This window comes from Streptococcus parasanguinis (assembly GCF_016648855.1).
Taxonomy (GTDB): domain Bacteria; phylum Bacillota; class Bacilli; order Lactobacillales; family Streptococcaceae; genus Streptococcus; species Streptococcus parasanguinis_L.
On sequence record NZ_JACLQU010000011.1, the window covers coordinates 56,335 to 79,027 of the forward strand.

Annotated in this window: 22 protein-coding genes; 5 read left to right on the forward strand and 17 right to left on the reverse strand. The window is 43.8% G+C overall.

Annotated features, from left to right (window positions below):
- Positions 1–80: 80 nt before the first annotated feature.
- The 11 genes from H7T92_RS07580 to H7T92_RS07630 all read right to left on the reverse strand — a co-directional run bounded on the left by H7T92_RS07580 (position 81) and on the right by H7T92_RS07630 (position 10,770).
- A complete protein-coding gene (locus tag H7T92_RS07580; protein ID WP_201037442.1) occupies positions 81–1,919 on the reverse strand; it encodes an MFS transporter in 1,839 nt (612 codons plus the stop codon).
- A 171-nt stretch (positions 1,920–2,090) separates the two neighbouring features.
- Positions 2,091–3,626 carry a cardiolipin synthase gene (gene cls, locus H7T92_RS07585; protein ID WP_049515846.1) on the reverse strand — a complete coding sequence of 512 codons (1,536 nt, stop codon included), beginning with the start codon at positions 3,624–3,626 and terminating at the stop codon, positions 2,091–2,093.
- A 276-nt stretch (positions 3,627–3,902) separates the two neighbouring features.
- On the reverse strand, positions 3,903–4,313 hold the full coding sequence (locus H7T92_RS07590; RefSeq protein WP_049515005.1) for an SP_0198 family lipoprotein: 411 nt from the start codon (positions 4,311–4,313) through the stop codon (positions 3,903–3,905).
- A 76-nt stretch (positions 4,314–4,389) separates the two neighbouring features.
- Complete coding sequence (locus tag H7T92_RS07595) at positions 4,390–5,622, reverse strand: bifunctional folylpolyglutamate synthase/dihydrofolate synthase (protein WP_201037443.1); 1,233 nt, start codon at positions 5,620–5,622, stop codon at positions 4,390–4,392.
- 258 nt (positions 5,623–5,880) lie between these two features.
- Positions 5,881–6,186 carry a DUF1292 domain-containing protein gene (locus H7T92_RS07600; protein ID WP_003001941.1) on the reverse strand — a complete coding sequence of 102 codons (306 nt, stop codon included), beginning with the start codon at positions 6,184–6,186 and terminating at the stop codon, positions 5,881–5,883.
- 22 nt (positions 6,187–6,208) lie between these two features.
- Complete coding sequence (gene ruvX / locus H7T92_RS07605) at positions 6,209–6,628, reverse strand: Holliday junction resolvase RuvX (protein WP_023919889.1); 420 nt, start codon at positions 6,626–6,628, stop codon at positions 6,209–6,211.
- Positions 6,628–6,894, reverse strand: a complete 267-nt coding sequence (locus tag H7T92_RS07610) for an IreB family regulatory phosphoprotein (RefSeq protein WP_003002070.1) — start codon at positions 6,892–6,894, stop codon at positions 6,628–6,630. The genes ruvX and H7T92_RS07610 overlap by 1 nt, the downstream gene beginning before the upstream one ends.
- A 124-nt stretch (positions 6,895–7,018) precedes the next feature.
- The gene (locus H7T92_RS07615) at positions 7,019–7,615 is read right to left on the reverse strand and encodes an SP0191 family lipoprotein (protein WP_031576799.1); all 597 of its coding nucleotides are present in this window, start codon (positions 7,613–7,615) and stop codon (positions 7,019–7,021) included.
- Between the two features lie 135 nt (positions 7,616–7,750).
- On the reverse strand, positions 7,751–8,149 hold the full coding sequence (spx, locus tag H7T92_RS07620; protein ID WP_003009108.1) for a transcriptional regulator Spx: 399 nt from the start codon (positions 8,147–8,149) through the stop codon (positions 7,751–7,753).
- An 87-nt stretch (positions 8,150–8,236) separates the two neighbouring features.
- Positions 8,237–9,382 carry a recombinase RecA gene (gene recA / locus H7T92_RS07625; RefSeq protein ID WP_003002082.1) on the reverse strand — a complete coding sequence of 382 codons (1,146 nt, stop codon included), beginning with the start codon at positions 9,380–9,382 and terminating at the stop codon, positions 8,237–8,239.
- 119 nt (positions 9,383–9,501) lie between these two features.
- Positions 9,502–10,770 carry a competence/damage-inducible protein A gene (locus H7T92_RS07630; protein ID WP_201037444.1) on the reverse strand — a complete coding sequence of 423 codons (1,269 nt, stop codon included), beginning with the start codon at positions 10,768–10,770 and terminating at the stop codon, positions 9,502–9,504.
- A 376-nt stretch (positions 10,771–11,146) separates the two neighbouring features.
- On the opposite strand from H7T92_RS07630, the gene H7T92_RS07635 reads away from it, so the two are divergent.
- A complete protein-coding gene (locus H7T92_RS07635) occupies positions 11,147–12,184 on the forward strand; it encodes a S66 family peptidase (RefSeq protein WP_201037445.1) in 1,038 nt (345 codons plus the stop codon).
- A gap of 51 nt (positions 12,185–12,235) precedes the next feature.
- Here the strand turns inward: H7T92_RS07635 and H7T92_RS07640 are convergent, their stop codons facing one another.
- From H7T92_RS07640 to mutL, 4 genes are read right to left on the reverse strand one after another with little or no spacing between them, the layout of a single operon-like run.
- On the reverse strand, positions 12,236–12,802 hold the full coding sequence (locus tag H7T92_RS07640; protein ID WP_201037446.1) for a DNA-3-methyladenine glycosylase I: 567 nt from the start codon (positions 12,800–12,802) through the stop codon (positions 12,236–12,238).
- The gene (locus H7T92_RS07645) at positions 12,744–13,373 is read right to left on the reverse strand and encodes a hypothetical protein (RefSeq protein WP_009731870.1); all 630 of its coding nucleotides are present in this window, start codon (positions 13,371–13,373) and stop codon (positions 12,744–12,746) included. Before H7T92_RS07645 ends, H7T92_RS07640 begins: the two co-directional genes overlap by 59 nt.
- Complete coding sequence (gene ruvA, locus H7T92_RS07650) at positions 13,373–13,966, reverse strand: Holliday junction branch migration protein RuvA (protein WP_049503857.1); 594 nt, start codon at positions 13,964–13,966, stop codon at positions 13,373–13,375. The genes H7T92_RS07645 and ruvA overlap by 1 nt, the downstream gene beginning before the upstream one ends.
- A gap of 20 nt (positions 13,967–13,986) precedes the next feature.
- Entirely contained in the window at positions 13,987–15,930 is a 1,944-nt protein-coding gene (gene mutL / locus H7T92_RS07655; protein WP_201037447.1) for a DNA mismatch repair endonuclease MutL, read from the reverse strand.
- Between the two features lie 245 nt (positions 15,931–16,175).
- On the opposite strand from mutL, the gene H7T92_RS07660 reads away from it, so the two are divergent.
- Together H7T92_RS07660 and H7T92_RS07665 are read left to right on the forward strand one after the other, a co-directional pair.
- Entirely contained in the window at positions 16,176–16,616 is a 441-nt protein-coding gene (locus H7T92_RS07660; protein WP_049482826.1) for a LytTR family DNA-binding domain-containing protein, read from the forward strand.
- Complete coding sequence (locus tag H7T92_RS07665) at positions 16,610–17,065, forward strand: DUF3021 domain-containing protein (protein ID WP_201037448.1); 456 nt, start codon at positions 16,610–16,612, stop codon at positions 17,063–17,065. The genes H7T92_RS07660 and H7T92_RS07665 overlap by 7 nt, the downstream gene beginning before the upstream one ends.
- A gap of 180 nt (positions 17,066–17,245) precedes the next feature.
- Here H7T92_RS07665 and mutS read toward each other — a convergent pair whose 3' ends face one another.
- Together mutS and argR are read right to left on the reverse strand one after the other, a co-directional pair.
- On the reverse strand, positions 17,246–19,795 hold the full coding sequence (mutS, locus tag H7T92_RS07670; protein ID WP_201037449.1) for a DNA mismatch repair protein MutS: 2,550 nt from the start codon (positions 19,793–19,795) through the stop codon (positions 17,246–17,248).
- A 131-nt stretch (positions 19,796–19,926) separates the two neighbouring features.
- On the reverse strand, positions 19,927–20,367 hold the full coding sequence (gene argR, locus H7T92_RS07675; protein ID WP_023919910.1) for an arginine repressor: 441 nt from the start codon (positions 20,365–20,367) through the stop codon (positions 19,927–19,929).
- Positions 20,368–20,471: 104 nt separating this feature from the next.
- Between argR and argS the strand changes: the two genes are divergently transcribed.
- A complete protein-coding gene (argS, locus tag H7T92_RS07680; RefSeq protein ID WP_201037450.1) occupies positions 20,472–22,160 on the forward strand; it encodes an arginine--tRNA ligase in 1,689 nt (562 codons plus the stop codon).
- 153 nt (positions 22,161–22,313) lie between these two features.
- Positions 22,314–22,559 (forward strand): hypothetical protein, encoded by a 246-nt coding sequence (locus tag H7T92_RS07685; RefSeq protein ID WP_023919916.1) that lies wholly within the window; start codon positions 22,314–22,316, stop codon positions 22,557–22,559.
- Positions 22,560–22,693 lie beyond the last annotated feature (134 nt).

A 22,693-nucleotide genomic window follows, 5' to 3' on the forward strand; every position in this document is an offset into this window, starting at 1 on the left:
TATACCACTCCAAAAATAAAAATCAATATCTTGTGGTGAAAATTCTAAAAAACTTTCTAAAACACAAGATATTGATTTTCTTAAGAGCGTTGATAGAGTTTGAAATGACGGTATTTCTTCTCAACTAGACGATAATTTTCTTTGAGCAAGTCCTTCATATTGGAGGTCAACTCTACCTGATTGTTGACCACAATATACTTAGGTTCAGACCGATCGATTTGTTGGATCACATTGGTCCGATTTTCATTAATTCCCAGATAAGACGTCGGAGTCAATAAGGCAGAAGCTGCCAAACGATCGCTATCTTGATAGAGAGTAGCTGTCGTATCCCAAGCATAAATGGTATCTTTCGACTTGGTGTGATTTTTAATGTAGCTGGCAATAGCGCTCCGTTCACTGGATTGACCAGACTGAAGCACGACATCTTGAACCACTGGATTCGCCAAGAGATAGACGAGGGCTACTAGCGGTAAGAAAACTTGGCTCGTAAAGTAAGCGGCCCAAACTTCCTTGTTTTTCTTCTTCCGACCACGACGTTCAATCCCGTCGTTTTCTTCCCCATCTCGTGAGAACCAGATCGCAAACAAAGGAAGAACAAATGGCAACATCGGTAACAATTGGTAAGCTCCCTGTTCAGGAAGACCAATCGACACAATGAGGACCACCAAGCTACCTGCCCATCCCATAAAGCGGAAGATCCGGCGAGCACTGCTATTTTGCTTGGTAAAGGACATCAAAAAGGCAGAGACCAGACCAAAGGCGAGCGCCAATAGTCCATAATAAATGGCATTACTGAAGGTCTGTCCATTGCTAAAATTCAAGGCATTAAAGACATAGGTCACTTGGTTAATGGCATAGCCAAAAGTCTGATTCAAAACGGTGATATAGCCAATTGGATAAAAGACAAGTGAAAAACCAAGGAGAGCTGCTAGCAGTTGATAAAAGCCACGCGCCCATCTCTTCTGCTTGATATTAAAAGCTGTTAATCCAAGGAAAGCCAACAAATAAAACAGGGCACTGGTCATCGGATCAATCAAGAAAGCCACAGCTGCAATCGCACCATAAAGGATAAAGCCTTCATCCTTACGATGTCCAATCAGATAAGCCAAAATGAAATTCATGCTGGCAAATAGGATTGGAAGGCTAAAGAGAGTCACATAAGTCCCTCCAAAACCAAGGCCTAACACCAAGAAATAAAAGAGTAACTGGACATTCTTCGCTGTATCTTTATCAGACACCAGCAAGCGCACAACCCGATAGAGGTAAGTACCCGCAAAGAAGAGGGCAATCGCTTGGAGAATCATCAAGATCCAATGTCCACCAGCTAAACTTCCCAACCAGTTGATTGCATAATAGAGCAGACCATTGGTTCCGTAAAAATCACCAAACGGTACTTGACCCTTGGTCATTGCCCAGCCAGCATACAAGTTTTGAGATTGTTGATTGGTTGCAAAACGGGTTAAAAATGGCACCCCGACATGCAGTAAACTAATCAAGAGACTCAACACAAAAGGAATCGCTAGGGGCACTGGACGCTTGGATTGACGACGGATCGGCTCAACTGCCACATCTGCTTCTAGCTCTTCCGTATTCTCTTCTACCTTAGATGCTTCCGCTTTTGCCGCTTCAACTCCCGCCTTACGCGAACGACGACTCATCCGACTGAGCGTTTGCTCCGCTTCCTGTTCAGATTCTTGTGTAGGTTCTGCTACTGCTTCTGGCTTGGCATCACTAATTTCCTCTGATGCCTCCATTGCAACCGGCTCCTCCAAGACTTCTGCCTGCTGGCTATGAGTCGGCTCTTCTTCACGAAAGACTGATTTATCTAGCACTTCGCGAATTTCACGTGTATCCTGAAAACTGTCTCCCACGTGAAGCCCTAACTTTTTCGAAGTCATTTCTTGCTCTTTTTCGCTCATTCTTTTTCCTTTTCTTCGCTATTCCTCTGCTCTTTCCTTTTAGAAAAAAGCCCATTATCTTCTCTAGTATACCAAATTCTGCCGACCATGTCAGCCTCTTGCCACATAGTCCTATGGAAAAAGAGTCAGATCTCTCAGCTTCTGACTCTTTCTTCTGTATTCCCACACCTATTACAACATCGGTGCGAACAATTGCATAATTTCCTTGATTAAGCTTTGGTGCCATGTAAAGCGGAAGGTATCCTCTGTAATTTCTTGAGACACTTCAAAGATATGGTCAAAGTCCTCACGAATCTTTTTCAAGGCAGGCGTCCGATACATCCAGACAGCATTTTCATAGTGATGGACCAAACTGCGGTAATCAAAGTTAATCGACCCTACAACCGCCATTTCATCATCGGCAAGAACTTGCTTACTGTGGACAAAACCAGGTGTGTACTCATAGATTTTCACACCAGCGTCCATCAGATCCAAGTATGCCCCACGGGTTACGATTTGGATCAATTTTTTATCCGGAATATACGGGGTCACGATGCGAACATCCACCCCACGAAGGGCCGCATTGCGGATATCTTCTGTCAAATCATAATCGATGATCAAGTAAGGAGTCGTGATATAGACGTAATCCGTCGCCTGGTTAATCATATTTTGATAGACTGTCTTTCCAACCTGCGACTTGTAAATCGGTTTTGGTCCACTCCCATAGGGAATGTAGAGCCCTTCTCCTTCGACCGCCTTATTTTCAATATGGTAGCGGTCAAAATCCTCGATTTCCCCACGGTTGATGTACCAGTTCATGAGGAAGAGTCGCGTTAAGGCCTTAACAGCTCGTCCATCTAAACGAATGGCACTGTCCTTCCAGTGACCAAACCGCTCAATGTGGTTGATGTACTCGTCTGCCAAATTGACACCACCCGTATAGCCGATCTGGCCATCAATGACCAAGATCTTACGGTGGTCTCGGTTGTTATAAGCCACTGTTAGACGGGGGATCACCTTGTTAAACTTATGGGCATCAATCCCCATCTTTCGCAATCGTTTGGTATAGTTCCCAGCCAAGGTTGCCATACAGCCGATGTCGTCATAAAGGAGTTTGACTTCGACCCCCTCTTTCACTTTCTGCTCTAAAATCTCTAGGATACTGTTCCACATCAAGCCCTCATCAATGATGTAAAACTCGATGAAGATAAATTTTTTCGCCGCTCTCAGATCCTCTAGTAGTTGCTCATACATCTCCTCCCCTAGAGGGTAAAAGGTTGATGCCGTCCCATTGTAGAGATCCGCATTGTGATCCATGGATAAAATCGACTTGACCAAGCCATAAACCGCCTTGCTTTCTTGCTTGAGCTCCTTACGCAACTGATGACTATTGTCCTCTCGAAACTTCATGGACTCCATATTTTTCAGCTGGATCATTTCCTTTTTGGACAAACGTCGCTCTCCAAACATGAGGTATAAAAGCGATCCAAAGACAGGAATGACGGCAATCAAGAGCCAGGTCACCTTATTTTCAGGCGGGGTATTTCGATTAACAATAGCTAAGATTGTCGACACATATAAGAGCCCAATGACTGCAACAGATAGCCAATGAGGGAACCATCTATTGAGCCAGAAGAAGGCCGCAAAGGATGCCCATAGTTCAAAGCCCATAAACAAAATACTAAATCCATATTTGGACATTAATAGACGTAATTTTCTAAAGGTCACAGCATCCTCCTTTTTTCTTTCTACTAGTATACCAATTCTTTTTACCCGTTGCAACGACCAACCAAGCCCCTTCTAGACAAACAAAAAGAGAGTGGGACAAAAGTCCTAGCCTCTCAATTATTTTTGGATTGTCGAGCAAGACGCAGTGGTTGAGTGGGCTCTACTACGCTGATTTCGTCAGCTTTTTCAACCCTACTCAACTTTGCGGAGGTAGGACGACGAAATCGAATTCTAACGAATTACCGATTTCTGTCCCACTCTCTCTTGTCTCGTCCCTTATTGCTTGGTCAGGACAATAATTCCTTGATCATCCTCTGCTTGTTCCAAGTCTTCTAGCGACAACTGATTTCCTTCGATCCGATAGCGATAAGGCTCATCTCCGATACGCATGGATTGATTGACCGGATCAATACTAACCTCTTTGGCCTCTTCTTCTCCATCAGCATCTTGCACCGTAAACGTGCCTTTTCGACCCGTCACCACCAAGAGGATCGTATTTTCCTCGTCCTGTCCACGATAACTGCCATCTATGGACACCCCTTCTTTCTGTTCTTCACTCGCTGACGTCACAGTCTGTGATGAAGCAGACGTCTGTTTGCTCGAAGTCTGTGTCGCTTTTTCTTGCTGGCTACAAGCAGTCAGGAAAAGGGCTACTGCCAAGGTCATTATAGACATGATTTTTTTCATTAAGATCGACTCCTTTCGCCATAACCGTATACCATCTACCACCAGTATACGCCAAGAAAGTCTTTAGGTCAATTGTTTACCCCTCTAATAAAAATGCCCTTACTTCCGCAATAAAATACAAGGATCCTGTCACAAATAAGACTTCATCTGAAGGACTCTGATCCATAAATTCTTTGATATAGGCCTTGTAGTCAGCTACATAGGGCAGGTCTTGTCGGTCGCCTTGTGCCACCACTTCCCCGTAATGGAAGGTCGTCAAAATCAATTCAGCTTCCGGCAATCCCGCTTGAAGCGTTTGGAGCATCCCGCTATAATCTTTTCGCTTGAGGGCTCCAAATAAAATCTTCACGCGCTTTCCTGCTAAGCTGTTGGCAAACTCGATCAAGCGCAACATGGCATGAGGATTATGGGCGCCATCCAGATACACCTGGTCGCCAAACAACTCTAGACGGCCCGGCCACCGCGTCTCTTGCAAGGCAAGCTTGACCTGATCCATATCCACTTCTTGATCTAGGCCCTCCATATAGAGGAAAAAGGCCTCCAAAGCTACTGCAGCATTTTCCCGTTGGTAATCACCCTTCAAGCCCAGAGACGGCAAGACAAGTTCCACGCTTTCATTCCAAAAACGATCCTGCTCGAAACCAAAATCTTTCCGGAAGGCGTGGAGATCCACAGCCAATTGCTCCGCTTTTTCTTGACAAACAACTATAGCATCATCCGACAAGGGGCCCACCACAGCTTTCTTGCCCTTCTTAAAGATTCCTGCCTTTTGCTGGGCGATTTCCGCAATCGTCCCTCCCAGTGTTTCTTGGTGATCCAGGCCAACCGAAGTGATCACTGCGATCTCTCCCGTCACTACGTTGGTCGTATCCAGAAGCCCACCGATGCCAACTTCCAATAAGACCACGTCCACAGCTTGTTCCTTAAAATACAAGAGGGCCATGAGGCAGATAATCTCAAAATAAGAGAGTTGATCCTGAGTTTGAAGCAAGGTCTGCTCCATTTGTTGGACTTCTTGGCCAATCCGAGTAAAATCTTCATCTGAAATTTGCTGATCCCCAATACAAATCCGGTCGTGGATACTGATCATATGAGGAGAAGTAAAGGTTCCAACCTTCTTCCCGTGAGTCATCAACAATTGACGCAGAAAGGCGATCGTGGATCCCTTCCCATTGGTTCCTGTCACATGAAGGATCGGGTAAGCCTTATCCGGCCTCCCTAAAAGGCTCACTGCCTGCTCCATACGATCCAGTCCAGATCGAAAATTCAGACCGATCCGACTATTCATCCATTGCTCAATCTTATTCACATCTTCCTCCTAAAAGAAAAAAGCGACAAAACCTCCTCTGACGTTTGCGCTCCTTTCTTTTGTAATTATTTCTTTCTCATTTTTACAGCAAGTCCATCGGACTTCCTGCTTTTTCTTGCTTCTTAAAGCAGGGCTAAAAACATCCACCGGATGTTTCAACTCTTTCTAGTTTCTAGGAGTTGAGGTGATACAGTCTCCCAGACTTACCAGCTCTCTCGTATTTCAAGGAGTTGGGCTAAAAACGTCCCCCGGACGTTTTTACTCCTCCATAAAGCTGTTGAAGACTTCTTCGATCATATCCCATTCTGCATCTGAGTCTTCTGGGATTGGTTGAAGATCGCCTTCTGTTCCGTCTTCGTTTTCTGTAAATGAGTAAGCTTGGATTTCAACTTCGCCGTTTTCATCTTCTTCTGCATTTGCAGGGATCAAAAGGACATAGTTCTTTCCAAATTCTTCTTTACCATCGATGGTCAAAAGAATTTCAAACAAGGTTTCATTTCCTTGTTCATCCACCAATGTGATTAATTCACGTTCTTCATGGTCGTGGTTATGATCATGTGCCATACTATTCTTCCTCGTTTTCTTTCTAAAAATTGCGATCTAAATAATTTTGTAAAATAAGCTGCGCTGCTAACTTATCAATAACTTTTTTACGTTTGCTACGGCTAATGTCTGCTTGCTCAATCAACATCCGCTCTGCAGCAACTGTCGTCAACCGTTCGTCTTGGTAGTCGACAGGCAACCCAAACTTTTCAGCAATCATGGCGCCATAAGCCTGACTGGCTTCCACACGCGGTCCGCTGGTGTTGTTCATGTTTTTCGGCAAGCCCACAACAAAACGGTCCACCTTGTATTGAGCTACTAATTCGGCTAAGCGCTCCAAACCGAATTCTTTTTTGTCTTCATCGATTTGGATGATTTCAAGACCCTGAGCTGTAAAACCGAGAGGATCACTCACAGCAACCCCGACAGTCTTTGAGCCAACATCCAATCCCATAATTCTCATTAGAGGTCTATTCCTTGCCCTTTCAAATAATAACGTACCAATTCTTCCACGATCTCATCTCGTTCATATTTACGAATTTGGTTCCGTGCATTATTATAACGAGGTACATAGGCAGGATCACCACTGAGTACGTATCCTACGATTTGATTAATTGGATTGTAGCCTTTTTCATCCAGTGACAAGTAAACATCTTTCAAGGTCTCGCTAATTTCCTTACGATTTGAATCATCAAGATTAAAACGTACTGTTTCATCTGTAAATCCCACAAGAACACCCTCTTTCCTTAGAATATTACTATTATACCATAATCAAGAGTTTTCCACAACGGTCAAGCCCTTGATTTTACAGCTTTTTCAAGCATTTTTGAGCTATTTCAGTTAAACTGTTTTTTTATTTTTGCTCACTTGCTCCAGCATTGATAAGATTGTCCGCAAATTGACTCGGTGTCAACTTCAACAACTCTGGTAAGTGATTGTTTTTGAAGTAAGTCATGCCTTCAGCCTTCTTCACATCCATTGCTTCAAAGTCATAGGTGATGGTCACCTTGTATTCATTCTCATTTTCCAAGGTCAAATCAGCTGTGAAACCTGGCACTGTCAAAGCTTCCTTAAAGGCATCGTCCTTGTTAAAGGATTCTCTCAATTGCTTTTGTGCTTCCTCGACTCCAACCTGTTGGATCCCTTTTTTCAACTCCTCATCGGTTGCCGTCACATTGATGGTCTCCAACTTTTTAAAGGTATTCCCCACATAGGTGACGATTTGCGTTTGTTGTGTCCCCTTGTCATCTTTTGGAAAGACAAAGGTTCTAGTGATGACTTTATTTTCTTCAGCTTTTTGCAGGATACTCTTATTATCCTTTTGCAGTTGCTCTGCTTTTGCTTGGATTGCCTTTTGTTCACTTGAATTTGGCGTTTTCGCTTGTTTTTTTTGACCGCATCCAGTCAAACACAAGGCAAGTGCACCCAATAAGAAGATTTTCCTTTTCATTTTCCATTCCTTACTAGTTATTGTTTTCTAAAATATTGTATCATAGATTTCGTAAAATGGTGCAGTAAACTGCTTTTCATTCCGATTTTTAACAAGAAAAAATCAGAAACAAATTGTTTCTGATTTTCAATCACTTTAAAGAGCTGCACGCATCCGCGCTTCTGCATTTTCTACATTTCGAACCGATCGTGGCAAGAAGGCACGAATATCGTCTTCTTTGTAGCCCACTTGGAGACGTTTGTCATCTACCAAGATCGGACTTTTAAGAATACGAGGTGTTTCCATGATGATGTCAATGACTTCATTGACACTCAAGTCTTCAATGTCCACTCCTAGATTTTTAGCGTATCGATTTTTTGAAGAGACAATACTTGCCACTCCATTTTCAGTCTTTGTAAGGATATCCAATAATTCTTCTTTGGTGATCCCTTCCTTACCGAGGTTTTGTTCTTTATAGGTTAGCTGATGAGCGTTGAGCCAAGTCTTTGCTTTTTTACAGCTGGTGCAACTTGACACTGTATAAATTTTAATCATGCATGCACTCCTTTCGCTACACGATAATACTATCGTATTAAATTATAACACAAAAACCATCAGTCTAGCGACCTATTTTGAAAAAAATTAATCTTCAATTTCAATCGCGTCATCTAAATCTAGAGTTACTTCTTCTACGACAGGAGCTGCTTCTTCAGTTTTATCAAGGGTTTTCACTGCTTCGTCTTCTTCGATCAAACCAAAATGAACCCGAACCTTGTGGTCGATTTCGTCAAAAATTTCTGGGTGGTCAGCCAAGAATTTCTTAGCATTTTCAGATCCTTGACCAATTTTTTCGCCATTATATGAGTACCACGCACCCGCTTTTTGGATGATATCCAAATCTGTTGCAATCTTCACCAATTCACCTGTACGTGAAATTCCTTCCCCGTACATGATTTCAACCATGGCTTCTTTGAACGGTGGAGCTACCTTGTTCTTCACAACCTTGATCTTGGTTTCCTTACCAACGTTGGTATCTTTTTGGTCCCCAGTCCCCTTGATTTGAGTATTTCCACGAACATCTAGACGGACAGAAGCGTAAAATTTCAGGGCACGACCACCAGGTGTGGTTTCAGGGTTCCCAAACATGACCCCAACTTTTTCACGCAATTGGTTGATAAAGATGGCAATGGTCTTGGTCTTATTGATCGAAGCTCCAAGCTTACGCATAGCTTGGCTCATCATCCGCGCTTGCAAACCAACGTGGCTATCTCCGATATCTCCATCGATTTCCGCACGTGGGACCAAGGCCGCAACAGAGTCGACAACCACCAAATCAACCGCACCAGAGTCGATCAATTTACCAGCAATTTCAAGTCCTTGTTCCCCTGAGTCTGGTTGAGACAAGAGAAGTTCGTCGATATTAACCCCAAGAGCTGCTGCATAAGATGGATCCAAGGCATGCTCGGCATCGATAAAAGCCGCAATGCCCCCTTCTTTTTGTGCTTGCGCTACTGCATGGAGGGCAACGGTTGTTTTACCTGATGATTCTGGTCCATAGATTTCGATGATCCGACCTTTTGGATATCCACCAGCACCCAAGGCAATATCAAGAGCCAATGAACCAGAGCTCATCACTTGTACTTTTTGTTCTGCGCGTTCGCCCAAACGCATGATGGATCCTTTACCAAAATCCTTTTCGATCAACTTCAGGGCATCATTGAGCGCTTTTTCACGCTCATCTCCAAATTTCTTAGAGATATCATCTAATTTTTTCTGTTTTTTCGCCATTCTTTTCTCCTATTTTTTACTATACAGGAAATGTATGCAACTCACAAACGATTACCGTCATTTGAAAGGCTCATTTCCTATCCATTTTTAGAATCATTCTTCATTTGGCACAAACTTCATTATACCAAATTTTCACCATTTAATACAGCCAAGCGCACCAAATTAAAGGCATGCAGAACTGCAATTTCGCGGACATCAGCTCGGCTACGTCCGGCGATATTGACTTGGACACTATCCACTCCATTTGGAGTTGCAAGTCCGATAAAGACGGTCCCCGCTGGGTGCCCTTCTAGACTATCTGGCCCCGCAACTCCGGTCAGGCTAACACCATAATCGGATCCTGTTAACTTACGGGCCTGTGAAGCCATGGCTTGAGCTGTAAAATGAGACACCACTCCATGTTGCTCTAACTCTTGAGCTGGAATAGACAACATCTTGCTTTTTTCTTCCAAACTATAGGTGACAAAACCACCCGCGAAGATGCTGGACGCTCCTGAAAAATCTGCCAGAGTCGCTTGGAAGAGGCCAGCCGTCAGGCTTTCTGCAGCTGTAATAGTCTTACCAGTCTGTTTCAAAAGATCAAAGGCAACTTTAGCCATCGAATTGTCATCCCCATAACCGTAAAACAGGTCATGTAAGGGTTGATGGTCCAGGGTGTGGCGTGATAAGATTTCCTTTTCTAAGACATCGAGCTTAGCATCCGCTTCTGCCTGATCTTTCGCCTTTGTAGACAGACGCAAGGTCACTTCTCCTGTCTTGGCATACGGAGCAACCGTCGGATCACTCTGTTCTTCAATGATATCGGCTAAAATCGTAACCAGCTGGCTTTCCCCAATCCCAAAGAAGCGCAAAACTCTTGAAAAGAGCTGCTCCCCTGTTGTCAAATGAGGTACCAATTGTTCATTGACCATTGGCTTTAACTCACTTGGAGGACCAGGTAGAACGACATAGGTCACATCGTCGACTTCAATCAAACCTCCAACCGCGAGACCTGTACGGTTTTGAAGGGGGATTGATCCAGCGATCATTTGTGCTTGTCGCTCATTATTGGGCGTCCGGACATAATCAGGGCGACTGGCAAAGAAGGTGTCGAGTTTGGCAAGCGCTGTTGGATCAAAAACCAGTTCCTTCCCTAAGAACTTGGCAAGGGTTTGCTTGGTCAAATCATCCTCTGTTGGACCAAGTCCACCGCATAAAATCACCAAATCGCTGCGTTTTGAAGCTGTCTCAATGGTCGAGAAGAGACGACCTTCATTGTCTCCTACCGCCACATGATAATAGACATCAATCCCTAAACTAGCTAATTTTTCAGACAAGAATTGAGCATTGGTGTTCACAATCTGTCCTGTGAGAATTTCGGTTCCCACTGCAATAATTTCCGCCTTCATGGTGCCTCCCACTTATACTATTCGTAATTTTCATTTCATTTTAACACAATTTCTTAAATTATTAAAAAAACAGATTGAAGATAAAGTCCATTTTGGACAACTTTCTTCAATCTTTTTACTTTAGAGTATAAAGTAAAAATTCTTAGAAATATCATTACATCAGCATTCCTAAGAGTTTTAACTATGTGGCAATCAACTTCTAAAGGGCTATTTTCTATTGTTGATAGAGCTTATCTATATTCCGAAGCAACCATATCGAGCGGTTGCTTTTTGCTTACTTTCTTGATCTAAAAGTCTTCTTCTGACTCTAATTCTTGTTGTTTCTCCTCATCTTTTGTGATACAATAGCATCAATTTATTTCTAGGAGGATGAGATATGGTTTCTACTATTGGTATTGTTAGTTTGTCTAGTGGCATTATCGGAGAAGACTTTGTCAAACATGAAGTGGACTTGGGTATTCAACGTCTCAAGGGCCTCGGACTCAATCCTATCTTTTTACCTCATTCACTAAAAGGCTTAGACTTTATCAAGGACCATCCTGAAGTGCGTGCGGAGGATTTGATGCAGGCCTTTTCTGATGATAGCATAGACATGATCCTATGCGCCATCGGTGGAGATGATACCTATCGTTTGCTGCCCTACCTTTTTGAAAATGGCCAACTAGAAAAAGTTATCAAACAAAAGATTTTTCTTGGCTTCTCAGATACAACCATGAACCATCTCATGTTGCATAAACTAGGAATCAAGACTTTTTACGGCCAATCCTTTTTAGCAGATATTTGTGAGTTAGACAAGGAGATGTTGCCCTATAGCTTTCACTACTTTAAAGAATTGATTGAGACTGGTAGAATCTCAGAAATCCGCCCTAGCGACGTTTGGTATGAGGAACGGACTGATTTTAGCCCCAAGGCTCTGGGAACAGCTCGTGTCAGTTATGCAAATACAGGTTTTGACTTGTTGCAAGGAAGTGCTCAGTTTGAGGGAGAAATTCTCGGCGGTTGTCTTGAATCTCTCTATGATATCTTTGACAACTCTCGATACGCAGACAGCACTGAGCTCTGCCAAAAGTACAAACTCTTCCCTGACTTGTCAGACTGGGAAGGAAAAATCCTCTTGCTAGAAACAAGTGAAGAAAAGCCTGAACTTGACGACTTCAAAAAGATGTTGCGGACTTTAAAGGAAACTGGTATATTCGAGGTCATCAGAGGACTCTTGGTCGGGAAACCTATGGATGAAACTTTCTATGACGACTATAAAGAGGCACTATTGGATATTATTGATAGCAATATCCCGATTGTCTATAATCTAAATGTTGGTCATGCAACTCCAAGAGCTATTGTCCCCTTTGGAGTCCACGCGTATGTAGATGCAACGGAGCAAGTCATTCGCTTTAACTATAACAAAGAAAGCTGAGATGAATTTCTCAGCTTTTTCTGTATTCTCCGATGTTCTAGTCATCTAACGTCACTTATTTCCACTTTTCCATTCACAATCATTCTCATGGTCATTGACCAGGCCTGCTGCTTGTAGGTAGGATAGGACCGCAACGGGACCCGTAAACTTGAAACCACGCTTTTTGAGATCCTTGGCTAGCTTTTCAGAAAGAGCTGTCTTCGCTGGAGCCTGCCGGTAATCCGGAACATCATTGACGATGGTTTTCCCATCTACAAAAGACCAGAGATAGGCATCAAAAGAGCCGAATTCCGCCTGAACTTGTAAAAAGGCCTGGGCATTGGCTCGTGTCGCAAAGATCTTGGCACGATTGCGGATGATGGCTGGATTGTCTAACAAAGCTTCCAGTTCTTCATCCGTCATGTCTGCAACACCTTGAAGGTGATAGCCATGAAAAACCTCACGGAAAGCCTGCCGTTTATTGAGCACCGTCTCCCAAGACAGGCCAGCCTGATAGGTCTCTAAGCAAAGCAACTCAAAGAGCGCCTGGTCATCATGGAGGGGACGTCCCCACTCCTCATCATGGTAGGCTACATATAGCGGATTGTTCATTTTGACCCATCCACAACGTTTTGGCATAGACTTCTCCTATCTTTGAAACATAATCAGGCAAGGGAACAGTAGACTTCTCCAATAGATTAATCCAACGATTAATATCTGGTGGTAGAGGGTTAAATTTTTCATCTGTTTGATACCTTGCTTGACCATCTGTTTCTATATCAGTTAATGTTTCAATCTGTTCTCGAAGTTGGTCTACAGTGATCCAATTAGTCCAACCTTCAAAAAAGCTTTCGGGAGCCAATGTTATTCCATACCATTCTTGAAACCATTCAATGTAGTCTGCACTTAACAGATAGAGTTTTTCGAAAGAACAAGATTCATCATTCACCTTTATACTATCTACTATATTGTCATTATCCACTATGGCAATACTCACACCACAAAATTCACAAGAAATTGAGCCAACTTGACCATAGCGAGATCCATTATGCAAAAATAATTCTGTCTGACTCTGTTGACAATTTTTACAAAATAAAGGAAAAACTTTACAGTGTATCCGTATTGTCTTAATCTTCCCATTCTTAAACATTATCTTGATATGGTTGTTACTGCTTCTTGCTTCAACTAGTTTAATTCGAGCAATGCTCATTATTTCACCAACATCTTCAGGGCAGACTTGATATAGTTCTCAGCAGTATCCGTCGTTCCTTCAAAGAATTTCTTGATTTTCTTAAGTTCCGTTGCCTTGTAGCCCAAAGCTAACATGGCTTCCATAGCTTCTTCAAGAGCTTGGTTTTCTTCTGCAACTTTGGCTTTGGTCTGAGCCGGTGCATCTTCTAGATCAAGATTGATCTTACCTTCCAAGTCCAGCACCATCTGTTGGGCTGTTTTCTTGCCGATCTTTGGAAACTTGGTCAAGTAGGTAATGTTCTTGCTTTCGATGGCTTGGACAAGGCCTGCATTATCGTCTGCAGCAATGATAGCCAGAGCTGAGACAGGTCCAATCCCAGAGACTGAGATCAAGTTTAAAAAGAGCTGCTTCTCTTCTTCGGTCGCAAAGCCATAAAGAAGGTGAGCGTCTTCACGGACCACTTGGTGCAGATAGACGTGCACCTCTTGGTTCATTTTACCAGAGTAGGCATAGGGATTGGCCACATGCAAGAGATAGCCGATTCCAGCTGTTTCTACCACGATGTATTTGGCGGTGATTTTCGTTAAGATTCCTTTAATGTATTCGTACATAATCTTCCTTTATTCTTTGTTTAATACTTGCCCAATTCCCGTAAACTGGTGTGATTTTCCTGAATGCGTCGGAACATCTTTTCCATATCTGACTTGGTAAAGTTAACCAAAACCGGACGGCCATGAGGGCAGTTATAAGGGTTGTCACATTGGGACAATTGGTAGATGAGATCTCGTGCAGAGTAATCGTCCAGTGTATGGTTGGCCTTGATAGAGCGTTTGCAGGACATCATGATGGCCAACTCAGCTCGGTATTTCTTGATGGACACTTCCTTGGTCAAGAGGAGCATGTCACACATCTCATAGATGCCCGACTCAATCTCTTCTTCCTTCATCCAGATCGGATGCTCCCGCAAGATCAACTGGTTGGCTCCGTACTCTTCAAGATAAACTCCCACTTCCTCTAGGAGGTGTTTGCGCTGTTGCAGGCGGATCAGATCGTCTGCAGGGAACTCAAAGATATAAGGAACCAGCAGTTGTTGCTGACTGCCGTCTACGTCCCCAATGCTCTCCCGGTATTCTTCGTATTTGACCCGCTCTTGGGCCGCGTGCTGGTCAATGATGTAGAGACCTCCATTGCCTTGGGCAAAGAGATAGGTTCCATGCATTTGACCGAAATATTCCAACTCTGGGAAGGTCGAATGTTCTTCCCCATCCAACTTATCATAGGCCTTGTCTAGACTAGCCAGATCCAGCTCTGGGTGATCCAGTTCATCATAAACCACAGCCTTTCTTTCCGCAAACTTGATCGCGCTTGTCGGTTTTTCTACTGGGTTTTCTTGGATTCTAGCTTCAGTAGCAGTCTCATCTGCTAGAGGCCGTTGAGGATCTGCCACCTCTGGTCGAAGCTTGAAATCTTGACTCTCTCGGTCATAATAGAGACGGTTTTCTTTTAAAGGCAGGGTCGTCTGTACTGGCTTTTCTGTTCGACGAATAGTCGACTTGGCTAGATTTTCTAGAGCATCCGGAATCAGGTCCTGCTCTTTCAAAGCGTTCGCAATAGCCTGGGAGATCAAGGCCATTAGTTCTCGTTCCTTGGAGATGCGAACCTCTTGCTTAGTGGGGTGAACATTGACATCCGCTAAGTAAGGGTCGATCTGAATATTAATGATCGCGAGCGGGAAGCGGCCCACCATGAGTTTACTACCGTAGCCATCTAAAATAGCCCGATTGAGCAAGAAATTCTTGATGTAACGGCCGTTGATAAAGAGACTGATGTAATTGCGATTGGCACGAGTCAATTCAGGCAAAGACACAAAGCCCGTCACTTCAAAATCCAGGTCGCGATTTTCAATGGCCACCATCTTCTTGGCAGACGCGAGGCCATAGACACCCGCAATCGCTTGCCGGAGATTACCCGTCCCCGCTGTTTTGGTCATTTCTTTTCCATCATTGATCAAGGTAAAGGCAATCTCAGGATGAGCCAAACTCAAGCGGTTGAGAATATCCACGATATGGGACAGCTCTACCTGCTGGCTCTTTAAATACTTGAGACGAGCAGGGGTATTAAAAAAGAGATCTTCTACTGTAATCTTGGTCCCGACAGGGCTTGTCGCTGGCTCCAATTCCTCAATTTCACCACCCTTTGCGACCAATTTGGTCCCGTGGGCAGCTCCTTCTTGAGCCGTTAGAAGGGTTAGAATACTAACAGAAGCAATGGAAGGCATGGCCTCGCCACGAAAACCAAGCGTTCGAATGCGAAAAAGATCCGCTTGATTCTTGATCTTACTGGTCGCATGACGACGAAGGGCAAGAGCGACCTCATCATGCGCAATTCCTTCTCCATTGTCTGTGATCCGAATCGACTTCAATCCTGCTTCTTCGATTTCAACGACGATCTGGCTAGCTCCAGCATCGATCGAGTTTTCAACCAATTCCTTGACCACACTAGCAGGTCGTTCAATTACTTCACCTGCCGCAATCTGGTTGGCTAGGACTTCTGGCAATTCAATAATCTGTGACATAGCTGCTCCTTTACCTTTTTGCACCGATACATGTAGCTCTATTATACCACAGATCCACAGGACTCCCTTTCTTAAAAAATGGAGGCTGGCCCCATCTTCTTCCCTAAAAACCGCATAGGCAAAGAAAATGACCACATAGACAAATTCCCTTGTCTTCCCTTTGGAAAAAGTGTTTAATAGTAGTGTAAAGAAGGAGCCGGGCTAGCAGGCTAACCGACTTTACCTAAGGAGGGAGAAAATATCTTATGAAAGTAGAAGTACACATTGATTCCCACTTCCAAGAAGAAGCGGTGACGATTACAGCACCTACACTATCTACGCGTGTAGAGAGAATCCGTGACTTTGTGGAAGAATTGGATCAAAAAGGGCGCTTACGTGCCAAAAAGGATGGGGAGGCTTACCTGATCGAAAGCCAGCTATTCCAACGTTTTTACATTGAAAATCGGCAAGTGATTGGTGAGACCATGACAGATCAATTTATCCTGACTGGACCACTCTATCAACTATCTGAAGACTTACCGACCTTCTTTCTCAAAATTTCCCAATCTGAAATTATCAACACAAAAGAAATCGATCACCTGCACTTCACTAGTGGAGGATCGGTTCAAATCCATCTCAAAAATGGGAGCCTGACCTACTCCTCCCGTCGTTATTTAAAAGCCATTAAGGAGAAATTATCATGCTAAAACAATCATTTTCTGACGCCCTAAAAGGGATTTTCATCGGGCTCATCTTATCCATCTTCTTTTCCTATCTCTTCTCACCTGACTTGTACCTTCCCTTAAGTCCCAACTCTACAGTCGGCCGCTGGATGTTCTTGCATCATGTTCACGGTTCACTGGTCATGCTCTATTGCGTCCTCGTTTGGGGTGCGATTGGGGTCCTCTTTAGCTTGGGAAGTCTCCTCTTTCAAAAAGACTGGAGCCTCTTGCGGGCTACTCTGAGCCATTACCTACTCATGTTACTTGGCTTTATTCCCCTAGCTACCTTGGCCGGCTGGTTCCCAGCACAACTAGGATTTTACCTCTCGCTCATTGTCGAATTCACCCTCGTTTATGTGATCATCTGGTTGGTCTCTTATCATTTTTACAAAAAACAAGTACAAGAAATCAATCAAAGCATTACTAACCACTAAAAGAAAAAAGACTGGGCAAAAACTGTCCAGTCTTCGATGTTTAATAGGCATACCTGTATGACGCAGTGGTTGATTGGTATCTTTGTTCGCTTATTAAGCTCCAAAGATGACCTAATCAACTGTGCGGGGGTGGGAAAACGAACTCTTTTTATCCAGTCAGAGTTCTTTCCCACTCCCTTTTTACAATTTCTTTTTCAATTCGGCGACTGCCATCATGACTTCCATGGGAGTCATATTGTAGAGATCCAGATTTTTCAATTCTGTGATCACTGTATTTTCTGTCACTTCCTCAAAGAGGGACATTTGTTCAGCAACCTGCGAAGACACTTCCTTTTTAGGAGTTGCATCCGCAAGCGGTACTTGCTGGGCTTGTCCTTCGAGCTTGGTCAAAATCGCATCCGCCCGCTTCAGCAATTCTTCTGGCAAACCAGCGATCTTGGCCACGTGAATCCCATAGGATTTATCTGCTGGGCCGGGTTCAATCTTGTGCAAGAAGGTAACCTGACCATCTCGCTCCAAGGTCGCAACATGCACATTTTCCAAACGGGACAAGGTCTCTGAGAGAGCCGTCAACTCATGGTAATGGGTCGCAAACAAGGTTTTGGCTCCGGTTCGATCATGAATGTATTCGATGATGGATTGGGCGAGGGCCATCCCATCATAGGTCGCTGTTCCCCGTCCCAACTCATCAAACAAAATCAGGGACTGGGGCGTTGCCTTGCGAATGGCATGATTGGCCTCCATCATTTCCACCATGAAGGTAGACTGACCCGATACCAGGTCATCAGCAGCTCCGATTCGAGTATAAATCGCATCAAAGATTGGCAACTCAGCCATTTGCGCTGGAACATAGGAGCCAATTTGGGCAAGAATCACAATGATCGCCAATTGGCGCATATAGGTAGACTTCCCGCTCATATTTGGCCCCGTAATCAGCTGAATATCCCGTTCTTCGTCCATAAAGATGCTATTAGGAATATAGGACTGGGCTCCCATCACTTTCTCAACAACCGGATGACGACCTTTGTCGATCGCGATTCGCCGTTCTTCATGAAAGAGGGGACGATTCAACTGTTGCGACTCAGCGACACTGGCTAGACTTTGTAAAACATCAACCGTCGCAATCGCCTGAGCTAACTGTTGCAGACGTTGGATATACTTGCCAACTTCTTCCCGAATCCGCATAAAAATCGTATATTCCAAATTAGCAGACTTCTCACGCGCCTCTAGCATATCTCCTTCGATGCGAGCCAATTCCTCCGTACCAAAGCGTTCTGAATTTTTCAAGGTCGCCTTGCGGAAAAAGTGAGCAGGAACGTGACTCAATTGAGAATTGGTGACATGGAAATAGTAGCCATCCTTCTTGTTGTAATCGATTTTTAGACCTGTAATGCCGCTGGCTTCGCGCTCCTTGGCCTCAATCTCAGCAATCCAACCAGTACCATCCCGAAGAACGACACGGTACTGGTCCAATTGCTCGTCAAACCCAGTTCGGATGATATTTCCCTCCGTAATAACAGCAGACGCTTCCGGAGCAATAGCTGAGGTAATCAAGCGGTGCAACTCAGGAAGTTCATCCAAGCGTGCAATCAAGACATCTAAGACTGGATCACCAATCCCCAGTAGAATCGACTTGATCGTCGGCACATGACCCAGAGTATCTCCTAGCTGCAAGAGATCCTTAGGGTTGATCTTGCCAAAGGAAACCCGACTCGCTAAGCGTTCAATGTCATAGACCCCTTTGAGGCTGTCGGTCAAATCGCTCCGTTCAAAGAAATGATCCATAAAGACCTGAATGATGTCCTGGCGCTCTCGTATCCGTTTCAAATCGACTAAGGGTTTCTGAATCCAGGACCGCAACAAACGACCGCCCATGGCCGTCTTGGTTTCATCCAAATACCAATACAAGCTACCATGTTTCTTCCCAGTCCGTGCATTCTCTGTCAAATCAAGACTAGCCTTGGTCGCAAAGTCCATCTGCAAGAAATCACAAATCTCATAATGATGGGCTTTTTTGAGGTGGCTCAATTCCCGCATTTGTGTCTGGTGGACATACTGGAGAAGTTTTCCAGCCGTTTTCTTTTCGAGCTCACTCAGATGATCCCCTAAGAGTTGAACATCGTCGAGCGCCGTCTCTACATGTGACAGCAAGAGATTCATCTGGCTAACAAACACACGCTCTTCCTGTTCTGGCAACGCATAACCCAGGACCACCTCACGCGCACGTAAATTGCGGATTTCTCCACAAACCATGCTAAAGTCATTGAGGGTCGTCACCTGAAACTCCCCTGTCACCAGATCCATATAGGCTAACCCATACTCATTTCCTGACCGATCCAAAGCAACCAGGAAGTTATTCTCACTATCTGGCTTGGTCGAATCCACCACTGTACCCGGCGTAATCACCTGTACGACTTCACGCTTAACGACCCCCTTGGCTTCTTTGGGGTCTTCCATTTGTTCTGCAATCGCGACCTTATACCCCTGTTCAATGAGAACATCAATATACTGCTGGGCCGAGTGGTAGGGAACACCCGCCATGGGAATTGGATTCTCTGCATTTTTATTCCGTGAGGTTAAGGAAATCTCTAAAATTTGAGCTGCATTCACTGCATCTTCATAAAATAATTCGTAAAAATCTCCCATTCGAAACAGCAAAAAGGCATCCGGATAGTCTTTTTTGATATCTAGATACTGCTGCATTCCAGGGGATATTTTCTCTACTGCCATACTTCTTTATTCCTTACTGTTGCATCATTTTCTGACACAAGCTCCATAGATGAAAACAGGAGTAGATAGCTCACTATCTTCCTCCTTTTGACATCTTAACGGGGTATTTTCTTTCTTTTCAAGGGGCTTGATTACTGCATCATCCCTAAAATTTCATTTTGAATTTCAATGGCTGCCTCTTGGTCTCGACAAACAATCAAGAGGGTATTGGCCCCTGCTACTGTTCCCAAAATACGCTCATCTGACATCTCATCTACACCATTGGCCAAGAGAGCTGCTTCTCCCAGCTCTGTCCGCAAAACCAAAGTGAACTCTGCTCGTGAGACAGACTTGGCATGGCTGGACAACATAATATAAATCTCTGCCACCTCAGGCTCATTTGGCAAAATATAATACAACTGGTCTTTTCGTTTCACCTTGACTAGACCCAGATCGCGCAAATCTCGTGACAGAGTTGTTTGCGTTACAGCAATGCCTTTTGCTTCTAATCGATCCTGAATCTCTTTTTGAGTCGACAATTTTTCATTTCGAATCATTTGTTGAATCAAAAGGTGACGTTCTGTCTTTTTCATTGGACCTCCACTTTTGAATAAATATACTTTAAATTATACCAAAAAAATTGAAAATTCGCTCAGAATTGTGTTAAAATAATAGTTAAAAGGACTAAGGAGCTAATATGAACAATAAAGAACTCATTGCTAGTGAATTGGCCAAAGTGATTGACTCTCTTGACCAAGATGCTATTTTAAATTTGCTTGAACAACCAAAATCATCTGATCTTGGTGACATTGCTTTTCCAGCCTTCTCACTTGCAAAAGTGGAACGCAAGGCTCCTCAAGCAATCGCTGCAGATATTGCTGAAAAGATCGACCAAAGTGCCTTCGAAAAAGTCGTTGCAACTGGACCTTACGTGAACTTCTTCTTAGACAAATCTAAGATCTCTGATCAGGTAATCAAATCCGTCATCGAAGCAGGGGCAGACTACGGTCAACAAGACGAAGGTCATGGCCAAAACATTACCATCGACCTTTCAAGTCCAAATATCGCAAAACCATTCTCAGTTGGTCACTTGCGTTCAACCGTTATCGGGGATGCTCTTTCAAACATCTTCCGCAAAATGGGCTACAACACGATTAAAATCAACCACTTGGGGGACTGGGGTAAACAGTTCGGTCTCTTGATGGTAGCCTACAAAAAATGGGGTAGCAAGGAAGCTGTCGAAGCCAACCCAATCGATGAATTGCTAAAACTTTACGTTCGGATCAACGCTGAAATCGAAAACGATCCTGAGCTTGATGAAGAAGGACGTCTCTGGTTCAAGAAACTGGAAGATGGAGATCCAGAAGCGACTGAGTTGTGGCAATGGTTCCGTGACGAAAGCTTGGTAGAATTCAACCGTATCTACAAACTCCTCGGTGTTGAATTTGACAGCTTAAACGGAGAAGCTTTCTACAATGACAAGATGGATGAAGCTGTCCAAATTCTTGAAGAAAAAGGCTTGTTGAAAGAGTCTAAGGGTGCTAGCATCGTTGAGTTGGATGATGTCAACCTTCCACCAGCTATGATTAAGAAATCAGACGGTGCCACTCTTTACATCACGCGTGATATCGCAACCGCTATCTACCGTGCACGGACTTACAACTTTGTGAAAAACATCTATGCTGTAGGTCAAGAACAATCCAACCACTTCCGTCAGTTGAAAGCTGTTTTGAAGAAAATGGGATTTGACTGGAGTGACGATATGGTTCACGTTGACTTTGGTTTGGTGACAAAAAACCGCCAAAAATTGTCAACTCGTAAAGGAAATATCATCCTGCTCGAACCAACTCTTCAAGAAGCCATCTCTCGTGCCAAAGCTCAGATTGAAGAAAAGAATCCTGAACTTGAAAACAAGGAAGAAGTGGCACATGCAGTCGGTGTTGGTGCGGTTAAATTCTACGACTTGAAGACAGACCGCCGCAATGGTTATGACTTCGACCTCGAAGCCATGGTATCCTTTGAAGGAGAAACTGGACCTTACGTTCAATATGCTTACGCTCGTATCCAATCCATCCTTCGCAAAGCCAACTTCACACCATCTACAGATGCAACTTACAGCTTGAGCGATCCTGAAAGCTGGGAAATCATCAAGCTTCTCCAAGACTTCTCTCGTGTTGTCAAACGTGCCGCTGAAAACTATGATCCATCCTTGATCGCAAAATATGCTATCAACTTGGCTCAAGCCTTCAACAAATACTATGCACACACTCGTATCTTGGATGAAAGCCCAGAACGCGAAAGCCGTCTTGCTCTTAGCTACTCAACAGCAGTAGTCTTAAAAGAAGCCCTTCGCTTACTTGGTGTCGATGCCCCTGAGAAAATGTAATTTCTTATCTAATGATTGATAAGTAGAACATCTCTTATGGGAGTGAGAGGAGAAACTAAATGCGATTCAATTTAGTTCTTTCTCACTCCTTTTCTCATGCCTAATACCCTTCATTCTCTACATTTTCAAATCCTTTATATACAGGAGAAATCTATGAATCAAACCGTTTACATCTTAATCCTCATCAGTTTAGTGGTTCTCTTTTTATTTAACAAGTACGAAAGAGAAAAACTACAACGGCTCTTACAAGAGCAACTCTTGAAAGATCAAGCTTTCAAAGATAGCATCAAGGAAAAAATCCAAGAGACCGACAATATCAACGATGTCATCCATGCCATCAATAAAGACTATCGATTAGGGCTCCTACTTGCTAAAGAAATCACTGAAAAATTAAAATAAGCCATAGAAGAGGAGTCATATAAAATGTGACTCCTCTTCTATTCAGTCGCAACAAATAAGAGGCTGGGACAAAAGTCCTAGCCTCTCAATTATTTTTGGATTGTCGAGCAAGACGCAGTGGTTGAGTGGGCTCT